Genomic DNA, 14,667 nt, shown 5'->3' with positions numbered 1-14,667 from the left:
TGCAAGGAGTGAATTGATGTTTTCGCTGATCCAGCTGGAGTCCTTCGTGGCCGTGGCGGAGGAGTTGCACTTCGGTGCGGCCGCGGCGCGTCTCAACATGACGCAGCCGCCGTTGAGCCGTCAGATCCAGCTGCTGGAACGTGACCTCGATGCCCAATTGTTCGAGCGCAGCAGCCGGAAGGTCGAGCTGACGGCAGCGGGCAAGGTGCTGCTGCCCAGCGCGCGCCGGATCTTGGACCTGTGCACGAAGACGTCGCTGGATGTGAGCCGTGTGGCCACCGGCGATGCCGGTTCGATTGTTATCGGCTACACGGCGATAGCCGGACAGGCGGCTTTGCCGGGCATCCTCCGCAAGGCCGGTGAACAGATCGCAGGTGTGTCCTTGGTCCTGCGTGAAGCGGTCTCGGTCGACCAGCTGGAAGCGCTCTCCCGAGGGGCAATCGACATCGGATTGCTACGGCCTATCGTCGCGCGCCCGGGAGTGGTCACGCGGCCGTTCATGGAGGACCGGCTGGTGGTGGCCTTGCCGGAGGGGCACGAGCTGGCGACCGGAAACGGGGTATTCCTCAAGCAGCTGGATGGGCTGCCACTGATGATGTATTCAACTGCCGAAGCCCGTTATTTCCACGATCTGGTCATGCGGCTCTACGAAAGTGCCGGGGTGCAGGCGAACGTCACGCAGTTCGCCAGCCAGGCACCGGCGTTGTTGGCTTTCGTGGCCGCCGGGCTGGGGGTGACCTTGGTGCCGGGCTCATCCATGGACTTTGCACCGCCCGGCGTCAGCTTCGAAGAATTGCGGGGGCCTTCCGGGCTCGCCGACCTTAATCGGGCTGACCTGCACGTTGCCTGGAGCGAGACCACCGCGAACCCCGCTGTGATTCGCCTGCTGGAGCTGATCCTGGACGACCCTCAGGGTGCCGTGGGCCCGGCGGCCTGATGTGCGGGAGCAATGTCGGGCCGGGGCAAACTGGCGGCCGCCCAGCGCGACGCGGTCAGGAACCAGACCAGCGGGCCGAGAAGTGGAAGTGCCAGCGCTACCAGGGACCAGCCCAATTTAGCTGTTCGCTGGCGGTTGCTCCGCCATATGCTGACCAGCGCTCCGGCTGCCAGGAGAAGGGCAAACGGGCCGGCACAGACAAGCGCTGATATCCACGTGACTGAGTCGAACAGCAAAGGCCCCCCTCCCTGAAACGCCCTAAATCCGGCTGCGCCGGCTCATGGACTGCCTGCTACGAGTCTAGAATCGCCACCTTGCGGCGGGCTATCCTCCCAGAGGATGAAATTTCGGTGCTGGTGCCCTCCACCCGGAGTAGCACGTGCCCCGACCGTCAGTTCTGTGGCGGAAACTTGGCCAGCACCTTGTGCATCGTGTTCAGGTTCCGGGTAGTGGTCAGCGGCTTGTACTTCGCCTTGGCTAGGTGCTTGGAAAGCTTCGACTCCAACGTGCTGCCTTTGGGCACTTCCCAGTACAAGACGTCGCCGCCAGCAACAGCACGCTCTTCGGGCGACAGTCCGGGGCAGTCCTCGAGCATCTGTTTCACAACGTCCTGACCCGTGGTGATCACCGCGTACGCATGCTTGGGGACTCCGTCATCGGCCGGCGTAAAAGGGTAACCGTCGATGATGGCCGCTACTTGTTCCCGGCTCTTGACGATCACCCAGGCGTCGTAGCCGAAGGCAGCGCGCAAGGTTGCTTGGACGCTTTCCTTGACGGCTGCCGGATCATTCGTCTCGGCACGGAGTACCACGTTGCCCGACGCCAGGACCGTTTGCACCTCCGTGAATCCGGAATCGGCGAGGACCTGACTCAAATCCTTCATGGCAATCCGGATTCCACCGATATTGATACCCCGCAGGAAGACCGCAAAGGTGTGGGAAGGCAAGGTCGTGACAGACATATTTTTATTGTGCCCTGAGTGCCGACCACGGGACGGTTTTTCGTTGTATGCAGTAGATGTAATCGGTTGACCGGATGGCCGGTGAAACCTTGGAGTCCCTCCGATGCTAAGAACTGCATATGTAGCAACGGGAGGTTGCAATACCGGGGGAGTAGGGGGCGTAGGTCGTAACCATTAACCATGTGCGGAGTGAACCATTAACCAAATTTAGGGCGACCAGATCGACGGCTCCAGGCGGAAATCTTCCCTTGTCTTAGCGCTGAAGCGCTCCTACGCTGAACGGTGTTGGAACGGTATCGCATGAATACCGGATTCACGTTTGGGGCACGCGGACGACAGTTGAGGGTGTCATTCGCAGGGGCTACCTATGGTTGCGGGCGTGCCGCGGGGGAAGCAGAGCGGGGCTCTATAACAGCACGAAGAACGGTGGGGACGTTCCTCGCTGGACGTCCAATGGGGGATTCATGGCCTATGTACTAAGTGTCGATGTCGGCACAAGTTTTACGGCAGCAGCGACTGTCCGATATGGGGAAGGGGATCGTGCCGTTCAGCAACCGCAGGCTGTTGGATTGGGTTCGCGTGCGGCGACTGTGCCGTCAGTCATCTATCTGGGCGATGATGGTACCGTCCTGGTCGGTGAGGCCGCCGAGCGGCGGGGAACCAGTTTCCCTGAGCGGGTGGTTCGCGAATTCAAGCGGCGGATCGGCGATTCTGTGCCGATCATGGTGGGGGACCTGTTCGTCACGCCCGAGAGTATTTTCGCCACGGTAGTCCGATGGGTTGTCGACAGGACTCAGGAACGCGAAGGCGAGGCCCCGGAGAGCGTGGTGGTTTCCCATCCGGCTAGCTGGGGCGACTACAAGACGGGACTGATCCGGGACGCACTGGCCGCCGCCGGACTGGCCGACGTGGTGCTGCTGAGCGAGCCTGAAGCTGCGGCCTTGCACTACGCCTCGCAGACACGTGTGGCGGCCGGAAGCCTGATCGCAGTCTATGACTTCGGCGGCGGCACCTTTGATGCCGCCGTTTTGCACAAGGACGACGCATCCTCGTTCACCCTGCTGGGCAGGCCCGAAGGCCTTGAGCGGGTGGGTGGAGCGGATGTCGACGATCTTGTCTTTGCCCACGTGGCTGCAAACCTCGACGGCGGATTCGGCGGCGTAGACCTCAGCGCACCGGAGACGCGTCTGGCCCTGGACCGAATCAGGCGCGAGTGCGTCGAAGCCAAAGAAGCCCTCTCAGCGGATTCCGAGGCGACGATCCCCGTTTTACTGCCGGAGTTGCAGGCGGGAATCCGGCTGGTGCGGACAGAATTCGAAGGCCTGATTGAGTACTTGGTGCGCGATACTATCGGTTCCCTGCACCGGGCACTCGAGGCGGCGGAGATTGACTCCGCTGACCTGACTGCTGTCCTGCTGACCGGGGGCTCGTCCCGGATCCCGTTGGTCGCTCAAATGCTGTCCGCCGAGTTGGGGCGTCCCATCGCCATAGACGCGGATCCGAAGGCTTCGATCAGCTTGGGCGCCGCCTACTTCGTGGCGCGAAACAATCTGGCCCTGGCCCACGAGCGCAGTGTGGAAGACGGAGCAGCAGGGACGAATATTGCGGACGAACGGAAGGTTCCGTCCTTCGAGCCTCCTGCCGATGTCGCGTCGACGACCCACAGCGTGGGAGCCGCCCGGAAGCCCGCCTTCGCCATGCGTGCCGCCGCTGTGACAGTGGCGGCGGCCGCCCTGACGGCGTTGACCGCAACCGCCGCTTACAGTCCCCATGATTTCGGTTTGTTCGGCTCATTGCCGGGGATTGCCCAAGGCAGCGCCGCAGAACGGAACAGCTACATACCCGGAAGTGCTTACCAGCAGAGCGAAGGCGCCGGTCCGGCAAATTCCGTGCTGGCCGCTGAGACACCTCCGCCCGGTTTGAGTCCTGTCGTTTCGTGGGACACCCCGGATACAGAGACGGCCGACAAGGCCGGCCAGAGCGCCGAAGATGCGCCCACGTCGGACCCCAACGGGAACGCCCCGCAGGATCAGACGGCGGGAACGTCAACGACGGCGCCGAACGGCACACCGGGGACTGCTCCGGGCAGGACCCCCGCGACAGGTACCGGCAGCACATCGACTGGTAATCCCGGCACGACACCCGATTCCGGCACCAACAGCGGCACCGGCACTCCTGCTCCGGCAAATCCTGGAACTCCGGTGCCGACCCAACCGTCACAGCCGAGTCCGGCGCCCGTACCTTCCACCTCCGTGCCGGACCCGGTTGTTACTCCTGTACCGACCACCGAACCAGAGCCTGTGCCGGCGGAGCCAGCCCCGGCGCCGGAGCCGACGCAATCGGACGCCGCTGTCGAAGCTCCGCCAGCCGACGTTCCGACATCACCGGCTTCGACAGGCGCCGAGCCACCGACTGCTCCGGCCGCCGAGGCGACTCCTTCGGTGCCGGCATGACGGCTGCGAGAGCCGTCCACGCGGCCGCTGTGCGGCGGCTGGTGAACCGGAAAGCCATGCAATTGTTGACGGAGGCCTCAAGGGACCCTCGGTCACAATTGCTGGCCAGCGTGTCCGGGCCGGGCGGCTCGGGCAAGAGCACCCTGCTGGAGAACTTGGCGATGGTCTACAGCGAGGCAGGAATCGCCGTCAGTTCGGGAAGGCACGTCCTGCAGCACGGCACCGTGGACGAGGGCACTACCGTACTGATCGACGATGCACATCAGTGGAACGACCTCGACTTGGAACGCATCCACCGGCTGGTCGACGGGCAGCCTGTCAACGTCGTCGTCGCGTATCGCTTGTGGCCCCAGCTGCCGGCTCTGAAACGGCTGACGGCAAAGTTAGAGGCCCACCGCCGGCCGGTCCTGCTGGGATCATGGACCCGGGACGACGTCGCCGCCCACGCCGCGGCCACCCATGGGGAAGCGCTTTCCGGTTCCGTCGTTGACCGGATCTTCGAACTCACAGGCGGCATGCCGTGGCTGGTCCAGCACGCCTTGGAAGCGGTGGACGATGGAAGCCGCACGCTGCCGAAAGATCCGCTGGAGTTCGGCGGGTTAGTCGACCAGGTGGGCTATGAACTGGAACGGCTGGAGCCGGAACTTCGCGAATTGCTGCTGGCCCTGGCGGTCGGTTTCGATCCAGCCGGGCCCCTGCCGGCCGGCGTGGAGGACGCATCGGGCGGCATCGACCCTCTGATGTCACAGGCGGCGGCCGCCGGATTGATCCTGCCGGAGGGCTGCCTTCCCCCGCTGATGCGCAGCGTCCTGCTTCAGACCACCCCGCTGCACCAGGTGCGGACGGCCCAGCTTGCCTTGGCCGACCTCCTGTCCACCGGCAATACCCCGGATCCCACTGACATGGCCCGTGGTCTGGCCCAAGGGGGATTCCAAGATCCGCGGGTGGCCAGCACCCTCCAATCAGCAGGCGATAGTGCCCTGGCGACGGAGCCGCACTTGGCTGCAATGCTCTACGAGGAAGCGACGGCTGCCGGTGCGCCGGAAGTGTCGACGGCGGCGCGCCGCGCCCAGGCGGCTTTGGCCACCGGTGACCTTGAGGGCGCCGGCCGGCTTGTGGACCCCCTCCTGTCGCAACCCGAGGCACCAGACAAACACCGGGGCGCGGATGTGGCGGCGTCGTTGTGGGCTCAGCGGGGCATGCTGGCGCGCAGCGCCCAGGTTTACCGCTGGGTTGGCGCGCCTGCCGCCGACGCGTCCAAGGCCCTCGCCGCCGTCGTAATGATCGGCACTGGTGACCGCACCGCCGCCCGGAGCCTGCTCGCCGCCGGCCGGCCGGAAGAATCACCAACGCTGACGAACGTCGCCGTTTCGCTCATGGGACAAGGCATCGCGGAATCCGTTGGTGAACACACCGAGCGCGCACTTCCAGCCCTGGTCCGTGCCTCCGACATGCTGACTGCCTCCGGCGCCGCGATCCCACTGCCCGACAGCCCGGCGGCACTTGCCGCCCTGGTGGCACTGCACAGCGGGGAGCTTTCGGTGGCCGAATCCGTGCTCGACGATGCGCTGCGCGGGGGCCAGGGCGGGCGGGCCGGTCGGCTCCGGTTGCTGCTTCTGCGCGCATGGGTCGCCATGCTGCAGGATCATCCAGACAACGCCAGTGCTGCTATAGCGGAGGCCACCGCCGGCGGAATCCGTCCTACTCCGCGCGACGAATTGTTGCTGGACGCCTTGCACGTGGGCCTGGCCCGCCGGACCGATGACATGGCTGGTTTGGTGCGTGCCTGGGAACGTGCGCGGGGACGGCTGCTGCACGTCGCCGTCGACCTCTATAACCTCTTGCCGCTGGGCGAACTGGCGGTGGCAGCCGCCCGCCTGCGCGATTCCGAACGGCTTCGTCCGCATCTGGCCGACGCGTGGGCGCTGTTGGAAAAGCTGGACGAACCTGCGTTATGGTCCACCCCGCTGCGCTGGTACGCCGTCCAGGCCGCCATCCTGGCGGAGAAGCCAACCGAGCTGGCACCCCACGCCTCGGCGCTGGTGCGGGCCTCGGGAAAGTATCACTTGGCCGCCGTGCTCGCGGCAGCCGGCCGGTGCTGGGTTTCCGTCCTCGCGGGCAGGATTGAACCGCGGACCGTTGAGGAATCCGCCCGCGCGCTCGCGGCCGCCGGCCTGACCTGGGACGGGGCCCGGCTGGCCGGGCATGCAGCAGCGCACGCCGAAGAGCGCAAGGACATGAGCCGACTCTTGGCCTGCGCCCGGGACCTACACCCAGGGACGCGAGGCACAACCGAGGCTAACCATCCCGCCCAGTCCACCGCCGCCGAGTACGAGCCGCGGATGACCGCCACCACCGGAAAGGCATCTGCTCCGGAGGCAGCCTTGAGCGAGCGGGAGCGCGAAGTGGCCCGGCTGGTTTTGGAGGGCAAGACCTACCGAGAGATCGGCGCCGCGATTTTCATCTCGCCGCGCACCGCCGAACATCACATCGCGCGGATCCGACGGCGGTTAGGGGCTTCAAACCGCTCCGAGCTGTTGACCCAGCTGCGGCTTGCGCTGGGCGAGGACGGCTCGCAAGGCCCGTAGTTCCGCGTCGTAGCGGGACCTGGACCCACCCTCCCTAGTCCCCGGAAGCGGCAATCCCCCTCCGGGGGTCGGGGAGCGGGGGAGGAAGCCCCGATGCCGGCAGCAGCACCCCGACCGTAGCTTTGAATCAAGCCAAGCAACCTAGCTCGGCGGGCCACCATCCATAGTTTTGGCCACATCCAGTAGGACCTAGATTGGGGAATCAATATAATGCCTACGCTTGCTAGCTCACTTCTCGAATTCATCATGAACCTGCTCCGGGATCCGCGCGCTGCCGACGAATTCAACGAAAACCCGGACGCAGCCTTGGCCAGCGCCGGCCTGTCCGACGTCTGCTCGGATGACGTGGACGCGATCATGCCGGTCATCCTGGACTACGCACCGGTTGGTTCGGGCTCGTCCTTCGACCGCGAGTACAACACCGGTGGCAACCACGGCGGTGACACCGGCGATTGGTCCAGCGACAACGGTGGCTGGGGTCACGGACGCGACGAGGATGACGACGATGACGACGACGATGACGACCATGGGCATGGGCGGGGCCGGGACGACGACGACGACCATGGCCACGGGCGGGGCCGGGACGACGATGACGACCGCGGCCACGGACGCGGCCGGGACGACGACGATGACCGCGGCCACGGACGCGGCCGGGACGACGATGATGACGACCACGGCGGCGGGGGCCGCGGCCATGGCGACGACGACCATGACCACGCGGTGCAGCAGTTGACGCACATCGTCAACAACTACTCCTACACCTCCAACATCGACGACCGGGACACCAACGTTGACCAGTCCGTGAACCAGAACATCTGGGCCGACGGGGACGTCACTCAGTGGTTCGACAACGACGCCGTGGTGGCATCGGGCGACGACTCGATCGCGGCCGGCGGGGATGTCGATGTGGACAATTCCACCGGCGACGAAAACGACCACTCCATCAACCTGACGACGGGCGACGTCGGCGGTGGAATCGCGATCGGCAACACGGACAACTCCATCGAGGACTCCTACAACGAGGACCACTCCACCAACGATGACCACTCCATCGAGGACTCCTACAACACGGACCTCGATCTGGACGTCGACGTGGAGGACTCGTTCAACGACAACTCCAGAAGCGTTGATCTGGAGAATGTTGGCAACGAAGACAATGACGTCACCGTTGGCGACGTCGCCATCGATGCCTCCCAAGACAACGACGGAATCGACGTCACGACCGGTGACATCGACGTCGACGCTTCCCAGGACAACGACGGCATTGATGGCAACGGCAACGTGGTCGGCAACGACGGCAACGCGATCGACAACGATGGCAACGCGATCGGTAATGACGGCAACGCCATCGGTAATGACGGCAACGCGATCGGCAACGACGGCAACGCGATCGGCAACGACGGCAACGCCATCGGTAATGACGGCAGTGCGATCGGCAACGAATTCGAGTTGGAGTTCACCGAGATTGACGAGTCGGTCAACGACTCGGTCGTCATCGCGGACAACGACAACAACGATCTGCTGACCGATAACGACGTGGTCGACGCGGATGTTGTGGTCGAGTAACCGATCTGACAACTGAATCACGACAGATCAGCTGTCCAGCAGGAGGCCGGGGGACCTCCTGCTGGACAGCGTCACGGTCCGGCTAGGGCCGGAAATGGGAGGGGATACGGTGGCCGAGCTCGTCAAACTGGTGGAACAGGGCCTGGAACTGGCCAAGAAGGGCGAACGCGCAGACTTGCAGCGTCGCCTGGAACAAACTCTCAAGCGCCTGAAGGACCCCACCACCAGGGTGATCGTCGTCGGCGAATTCAAGCAGGGCAAGAGCCAATTGATCAACGCGCTGGTGCACGCACCGGTTTGTCCCATCGACGACGACGTCGCCACCTCCGTGCCTACCGTGGTGAAACAGGGGGATCCCGCCTCGGCCGTGATCCTGGTGCCGAAGGACGGCAGCGAGTCCGCGGACGGGGAAGGGGAGCTGGAGCGTCGTCCGATCGCTCTCGAGGAGCTCGCCCAGCACGTTTCGGAACGGGGCAACCCGGGCAACGAGCGCCGTTTGGCAGCCGCGGAAGTCTTGCTCCCGCGCAAGGTCCTGGACGGCGGGCTGGCCCTGGTCGACTCTCCGGGCGTCGGCGGACTGGACTCGGCGCACTCCCTGACCACGCTGACCGCGCTGCCGACGGCGGATGCCATGCTGCTGGTCTCCGATGCATCGCAGGAGTTCACCGAACCGGAACTCCGGTTTCTCCGGCAGGCCCAGCGGATCTGCCCGAATGTGGCCGGCGTCCTGTCCAAGACGGACCTGTATCCGCAGTGGCGCAAGGTGGCCGAGCTGGACCGGGGGCATCTGCAGCGGATCGGGGCGGACATGCCGCTGATTCCGATCTCCTCGGAGCTGCGCCTGCAGGCCGCCGCCCTGCGCGACGGTGAACTGAATGCCGAATCAGGGTTCCCGGAGCTGGTGGCATACCTGCGGAACAACATCCTGGCGCAGAGCGAGCGGCTCCAGCGGCGTTCGGTGGCGCAGGACCTGGTCTCGGCGACCGATCATTTGCGGCTGTCGCTGAAGTCCGAACTGAGCGCGTTGGAAAATCCGGACGGCACGCCCGAAATGCTCGCCGAACTGGAAGCGGCCAAGGAACGCGCAGATGAGCTCCGCCGTCGTTCTTCCCGCTGGCAGGTCACGCTCAACGACGGCATGAGCGACCTCATCTCGGATATGGAACATGACCTGCGCGACCGGCTGCGCAGTATTATGCGGGACGCGGAGCAGTCCATCGATGCTGGCGATCCCGGTCCGCAGTGGGACCAGTTCGTGCACTGGCTGGAACAGCGGGTCGCGTCTGCCGTATCAGACACCTTCGTGTGGACGAACGAGCGGTCGCTGTGGCTGGCGGAAAACGTCGCCGAGCACTTCAACCGCGACGAGGTAACCCTGCCGTTGCTGCACGTGGACTCCACGGAGAACGTGCTGGATCCGGTGGAGGGGATCCCGGGCCTGGATCCCGGCCGGATGGGACCGGTCCAGAAAATCCTGATCGGCATGCGCGGCTCGTACGGAGGGGTGCTGATGTTCGGCCTGCTGACCGGAATCATGGGGATGGCGTTGATCAACCCGATCTCGGTCGGCGCCGGCCTGCTGCTCGGCGGCAAGGCGTACCGGGAAGACAAGGAAGCCAGGTTGAAGCGGCGCCAGCAGGAAGCCAAGGCGTTGGTCCGGAAACAGGTTGACGAGGTCGTGTTCCAGGTGGGCAAGCAGCTCAAGGACCGGCTACGGATGGTCCAGCGGTCCACCCGCGACCATTTCACCGCGCTGGCCGAAGAGCACCACCGCTCGTTGGCCGATTCAGTGCTGGCCGCACAAAAGGCAGCGAGCCATTTCAACCAGGAACGCGACCTGCGGATCCGGGAGATCAAGGCGTCGCTCGCCCTCGTTGAAGCGCTGCGCAAACAGGCGTTGGCGCTGGACACCGCGCCGCAGCTGGCGGTACAGGCATGAACGGAGCGGGAGCGGACCTGGAGGCGGCGCGCGGGCTGGTCCGGGAGGCGATCGACGCCTACCGCGACGACCCGGCCGTGCGCCAGGTGCTGGAGGGCTATGCGCGCCGGCTCGACGAGCCCCTGCGGGTGGCCATCGCCGGCATGGTTAAGGCCGGCAAATCGACGCTGCTCAACGCCATCATTGGCGAGGAGATCGCACCGACCGACACGGGGGAGTGCACCAGGGTGGTCACGTGGTATCGCTACAGCGACACTCCGCGGATCACCCTGTACCCGCGGGTCGGACCGCCACGGAACGTGCCGGTCAGGCGAACGGACGGCCGGCTGGTCTTCGAGCTCGGCGGGATCGAGGCCGGCGACGTCGCCCGGCTGGTGGTGGACTGGCCGTCCAGGACCTTACGGGACATCACGCTGATCGACACACCCGGCATCGCCTCGCTCTCCCGGGACGTGTCGGCCCGCTCCACGGAGTTCCTGGCGCCCAGCGACGCGCCCTCGGAGGCGGATGCCATCATCTACCTGCTGCGGCACCTGCACGCATCCGACCTCGGCTTCTTGGAGTCTTTCCGGGACACCGCGGCCGGACAGAGCGGTACGGTGAACGCGCTGGCGGTATTGTCCCGCGCGGACGAGGTCGGAGCGGGCCGGATCGATGCCCTGCTCTCCGCCCAGGAGATCGCCGCACGCTACCGTCGAGATGGCGCCTTGCGCTCGCTGGCGTTGGGGGTGGTCCCGATTGCCGGCCTGCTGGCGCAAACGGCCCGCAGCCTGAGGCAGGCGGAGTTCTCCGTCCTCAGCGAACTCGCGTCCCTGGACAGGCGGGAGCGGGAGCGTCTCCTGCTGTCCGCCGACCGGTTCGTCCGCCCCGGGGGTCCGCTGACGGCGTCGCCGGAAGCGCGTGCGGACTTGCTGGACCGGTTCGGGGTCTTCGGACTCCGGCTGGCAGCGGCGCTGCTCCGCGGAGGCATCTCGGATCCGACCGTGCTGGCCCACGAACTGGCCCGCCGAAGTGGGCTGGACGAACTGCTGGCCGTGATGACCGGGCAGTTCCAGGCCCGTGCCGGACAGCTGAAAGCCCGCACCGCCCTGATCGGCATCGAAAAGCTGCTGAAGGAACATCCGCGTTCCGGCACGGACGCGGTCGCGGCAACTTTGGAACGGTTGCTCGCCGGCGCCCACGCCTTCCGCGAGCTGCGGCTGCTGGCGGTAGCGCGCACCACGGGGCTGCCGCTGGAAGCGCAATTGGCCGCCGAAGCCGAACGCATGATCGGCGGCGACGGTGTTGCTGCCCATGAGCGGCTGGGACTGTCCAGAGACACGTCCGAGGACGAGCTGCGGGAACACGCCCTGGCGTGCCTGCGACGTTGGCACGCGGTAGCGGCTGATCCACTGCGCGGCCGGGCCGTCGCCGAAGCCTGCCAAACGGTGGTGCGCAGCTGCGAGGAACTGCTGGCCGGGATGCAGCCCGGTTCAGGTGGCCGGGTGGCCGCGCGTCTGGTCCTCGGCTCGGAACCATTGGCCGGCCCCGTGCAGGACGCTGGCGACTACCGCCGCGCCGGCTAGGGCCAGCTGCATCAGCAGTAGGACTCTGATGCCCAGCTCTTGATCGCCGGGGGCCGCCAGGAAGGCATCGGCCATAAGGGTGACTATTCCATGGACAAGCAACATGGCCAGCAGCACAAAGCGCACTTTCCCGTGCCGGCGCAGCAGCACAACCAGCAGCACTGCTTCAACCAGGATGACCAGCGCCAGCAGGCCCAAGGTCCCCCAAAAGACCACCACCGCGAGGGCCTCCACGGTCTCCTGGTCGTCGCCTCGTTCCAGGCCGTTGATGAGCCCGCGCACGTGCTCCAGGACCGCCTCCCGGGCGAAGAACGCGAAGATCCCCGCGATCACCCCGGAAGCGAAACTCAGGATCCACAGGAACCGGACCCTTTTGACGGCAGGCGGCGGCGTCGGGATCGCGCTGATGGGTGCTGGTGTGTGGTCGGACAATGGCGGACGCGGCGGCGCAGGACGTTCCGGTTCGCCGGACAAACTCCCGGTTCCCTGAGCACCAGGCGCCCCCATTCCTGGTTCATGAGACATGCCAGTAATCTAACCGCCGCCCCTTCGGGCCGCAATGGTGCTCCCAATACTTCCGAGGTCTGCTAGCCCACATGGATTCCGGGGCGGCGGGCCGGATCGGGCTCGTTTTGGCGGATGATTTCGCGGACTACGGGCGCTGTGTCCCCCTGTCCCAAGAGCAGATAGCGGAAGAGGTGGCCCAGCGGGTTGCCCTCGGACCAGTCGAAATAGGCGTGAGGTCGGACTCCGGTCGCGTCCCGGACCGCCAAGAGGATGGACGCAATCGCGTTCGGCACAGCGGAACTGTCCGCCCGCAGCACCCGGTACCCATCGACGTCCACGCCGCGGACGCGCAGCACCTTGGTGAAGGCAGACGGGTCAACAATGTCGATCTCGAGGAACAAGACGTCAGCAGTTCCCGGGACGGCATTCATGTACCGTTGGGAGGCCTCTTTGGCGTTGTAATCGGACTGGCTGCCGTGCCCTCGTTTGGCAATGATGTTCAGCGCGCCGTCATAGTCCAGCGAATCGCTGATGAACCGCCGGGCAGTCTCGTCGAACTCGATGCGTTCGGTGCGTAGCTCGGTCGTCCGGGTGACCCGGGAGACCAGCGAGACCGCGACCATGCCGAGGACGAAGAGTCCGCAGATGGCGATGCCGTCCGGCTTTTCCACGATGTTGGCCACCAGGGCATAGAGCAGGACCAAGCTCAGCGCCGCGTAGCCGGCGGCGGCGCTGAGCTTCTGCCGGCGGGCAACGGTGACCGTCACCGCGACGGCCGCCGAGACCATCATGGCCAGAATCCCCGTCGCGTAGGCACCGGCCTGGGCATTGACGTCGGCCCGGAAACCGAGGGTGATCAGGATGCTGACGCCGGTGTAGACCAAGACCACCGGTCGGATGGCCCGGGTCCATTCGGGGGCCATGCCAAATCGGGGCAGATATCGCGGGACAATGTTGATCAGCCCCGCCATGGCCGAGGCTCCGGCGAACCACAGGATCAGGATGGTTGCCGCGTCGTAGAATGTCCCGATTCCTTCGCCAAACATTCCGTGCGCCAGATAGGAGAGGGCTCTGCCGTCAGCGGGGCCACCGGGAGCGTAGGCCGCAGGCGGGACCAGGACCGCCGTGACGAAGCTGCTGCCCACCAGGAAAACGCTCATCACGGCCGCCGCACACGTGAGCAGCTTCCTGCTGTTGTGGATGCGCGAGGCCAACCGCTGGGCCCGGGTTTCGCCGGTAGACGCGACCAGCGGCATCATGCTCACGCCCGTTTCGAATCCGGACAGCCCCAGGACCAGTAAGGGGAAGGCCAGCAGCAGGGACATCGCCAGACTTCCAGGACCTGAGTGCGACGAAGCCACCGCCTGAGTCCAATGGGTGATCAAGTTAGGTTCTTGGGCGATCGCTGCCAGTCCCGCGGTGATGACCACGGCATTCATGACCAGGAACACGGAAACCAGCGGTACGGCAATGGCCACGGCCTCGCTGAATCCTGCAAGGAAGATGCCTCCGAGGATCAGCAGCAGGATGATGGTGACGGGTACGGCGCCGCCGTGCAGGTAGTCCTTGAAGTAGGGGTTTTCGAGCGCGTGGACCGTTGCGTCGGCGGCGGAGAGCGTAATGGTGATGATCCAGGAGGTGGCGATGAAGCCGAGCAGCACCAGGATGACCACCTTCCCCTTCCAGAAGGGCAGCAGCCGGTCAAGCATGGCCACCGAACCCTGTCCGTGCGGACTCTCGGCGGCCACACGCCGGTACAGCGGGAGCATGCCCAGCAGGGTGAGCCCCACGATCATCAACGTGGCCAGGGGCGACAACGGTCCCACAGCGATCAGGGCAATGCCAGGAAGGTAGGAGAGTGTCGAAAAGTAGTCGACGCCGGTCAGGCACACGACCTTCCACCAAGGGTAGGACGCGGTGCCCGGGGCGCTCTCCCGGCCCACTGGCGGGACCTTTTCCTTCACCAGCCAGCGGCTCAGCGGGTGGCGGAGCGGCACCGGGAGACCCGGCCTCGGCACAACGGCTGGGACCGTATGTTCAAGCGACCAACGCACCAGATTCTCCAGTTGCCCCGGCCGGCGGACCCCGGTTTGAGGCCCTGTCGCGGGGCGCTCCCACAGTATAGATCCGTCATGGGCCGGGCACGAGCGT

Annotated in this window: 10 protein-coding genes; 6 read left to right on the top strand and 4 right to left on the bottom strand. The window is 65.7% G+C overall.

Features of this window, described 5'->3' with window-relative positions; all coding sequences use genetic code 11:
* Window positions 1–16 precede the first annotated feature (16 nt).
* Complete coding sequence (locus tag AC5RWT_RS08500; protein ID WP_494079903.1) at window positions 17–937, top strand: LysR substrate-binding domain-containing protein; 921 nt, start codon at window positions 17–19, stop codon at window positions 935–937.
* Here the strand turns inward: AC5RWT_RS08500 and AC5RWT_RS08495 are convergent.
* Window positions 910–1,173, bottom strand: coding sequence for a PLDc N-terminal domain-containing protein (locus AC5RWT_RS08495; protein ID WP_494079902.1), 264 nt, complete (start codon window positions 1,171–1,173; stop codon window positions 910–912). The genes AC5RWT_RS08500 and AC5RWT_RS08495 overlap by 28 nt on opposite strands.
* Window positions 1,174–1,328: 155 nt before the next feature.
* Entirely contained in the window at window positions 1,329–1,898 is a 570-nt protein-coding gene (locus AC5RWT_RS08490; protein WP_494079901.1) for a DUF1697 domain-containing protein, read from the bottom strand.
* Window positions 1,899–2,467: 569 nt separating this feature from the next.
* Between AC5RWT_RS08490 and AC5RWT_RS08485 the strand changes: the two genes are divergently transcribed.
* From AC5RWT_RS08485 to AC5RWT_RS08465, 5 genes are all read left to right on the top strand, one after another.
* Entirely contained in the window at window positions 2,468–4,351 is a 1,884-nt protein-coding gene (locus AC5RWT_RS08485; protein WP_494079900.1) for an Hsp70 family protein, read from the top strand.
* Window positions 4,348–6,939 (top strand): helix-turn-helix transcriptional regulator, encoded by a 2,592-nt coding sequence (locus AC5RWT_RS08480; RefSeq protein ID WP_494079899.1) that lies wholly within the window; start codon window positions 4,348–4,350, stop codon window positions 6,937–6,939. Before AC5RWT_RS08485 ends, AC5RWT_RS08480 begins: the two co-directional genes overlap by 4 nt.
* A 210-nt stretch (window positions 6,940–7,149) precedes the next feature.
* Window positions 7,150–8,505 carry an IniB N-terminal domain-containing protein gene (locus tag AC5RWT_RS08475; protein WP_494079898.1) on the top strand — a complete coding sequence of 452 codons (1,356 nt, stop codon included), beginning with the start codon at window positions 7,150–7,152 and terminating at the stop codon, window positions 8,503–8,505.
* Window positions 8,506–8,599: 94 nt separating this feature from the next.
* A complete protein-coding gene (locus tag AC5RWT_RS08470; RefSeq protein WP_494079897.1) occupies window positions 8,600–10,444 on the top strand; it encodes a dynamin family protein in 1,845 nt (614 codons plus the stop codon).
* A complete protein-coding gene (locus tag AC5RWT_RS08465; protein WP_494079896.1) occupies window positions 10,441–12,009 on the top strand; it encodes a dynamin family protein in 1,569 nt (522 codons plus the stop codon). The genes AC5RWT_RS08470 and AC5RWT_RS08465 overlap by 4 nt, the downstream gene beginning before the upstream one ends.
* Here the strand turns inward: AC5RWT_RS08465 and AC5RWT_RS08460 are convergent.
* The gene (locus tag AC5RWT_RS08460) at window positions 11,917–12,342 is read right to left on the bottom strand and encodes a hypothetical protein (RefSeq protein WP_494079895.1); all 426 of its coding nucleotides are present in this window, start codon (window positions 12,340–12,342) and stop codon (window positions 11,917–11,919) included. The genes AC5RWT_RS08465 and AC5RWT_RS08460 overlap by 93 nt on opposite strands.
* A 254-nt stretch (window positions 12,343–12,596) precedes the next feature.
* Complete coding sequence (locus tag AC5RWT_RS08455; protein WP_494079894.1) at window positions 12,597–14,513, bottom strand: APC family permease; 1,917 nt, start codon at window positions 14,511–14,513, stop codon at window positions 12,597–12,599.
* Window positions 14,514–14,667: the final 154 nt, after the last annotated feature.

It is taken from the genome of Arthrobacter sp. Dra40, from assembly GCF_059091905.1.
The sequence above is the reverse complement of the archived record's forward strand: the minus strand, read 5'-3'. Positions and strand labels throughout refer to the sequence as shown.

Excerpts from the sequence above, each read along its gene's own strand:
- AC5RWT_RS08500 (WP_494079903.1), top strand. The coding sequence starts at position 17 with ATGTTTTCGCTGATCCAGCTGGAGTCCTTCGTGGCCGTGGCGGAGGAG.
- AC5RWT_RS08490 (WP_494079901.1), bottom strand. The coding sequence starts at position 1,898 with ATGTCTGTCACGACCTTGCCTTCCCACACCTTTGCGGTCTTCCTGCGG.
- AC5RWT_RS08480 (WP_494079899.1), top strand. The coding sequence starts at position 4,348 with ATGACGGCTGCGAGAGCCGTCCACGCGGCCGCTGTGCGGCGGCTGGTG.
- AC5RWT_RS08475 (WP_494079898.1), top strand. The coding sequence starts at position 7,150 with ATGCCTACGCTTGCTAGCTCACTTCTCGAATTCATCATGAACCTGCTC.
- AC5RWT_RS08470 (WP_494079897.1), top strand. The coding sequence starts at position 8,600 with ATGGGAGGGGATACGGTGGCCGAGCTCGTCAAACTGGTGGAACAGGGC.
- AC5RWT_RS08465 (WP_494079896.1), top strand. The coding sequence starts at position 10,441 with ATGAACGGAGCGGGAGCGGACCTGGAGGCGGCGCGCGGGCTGGTCCGG.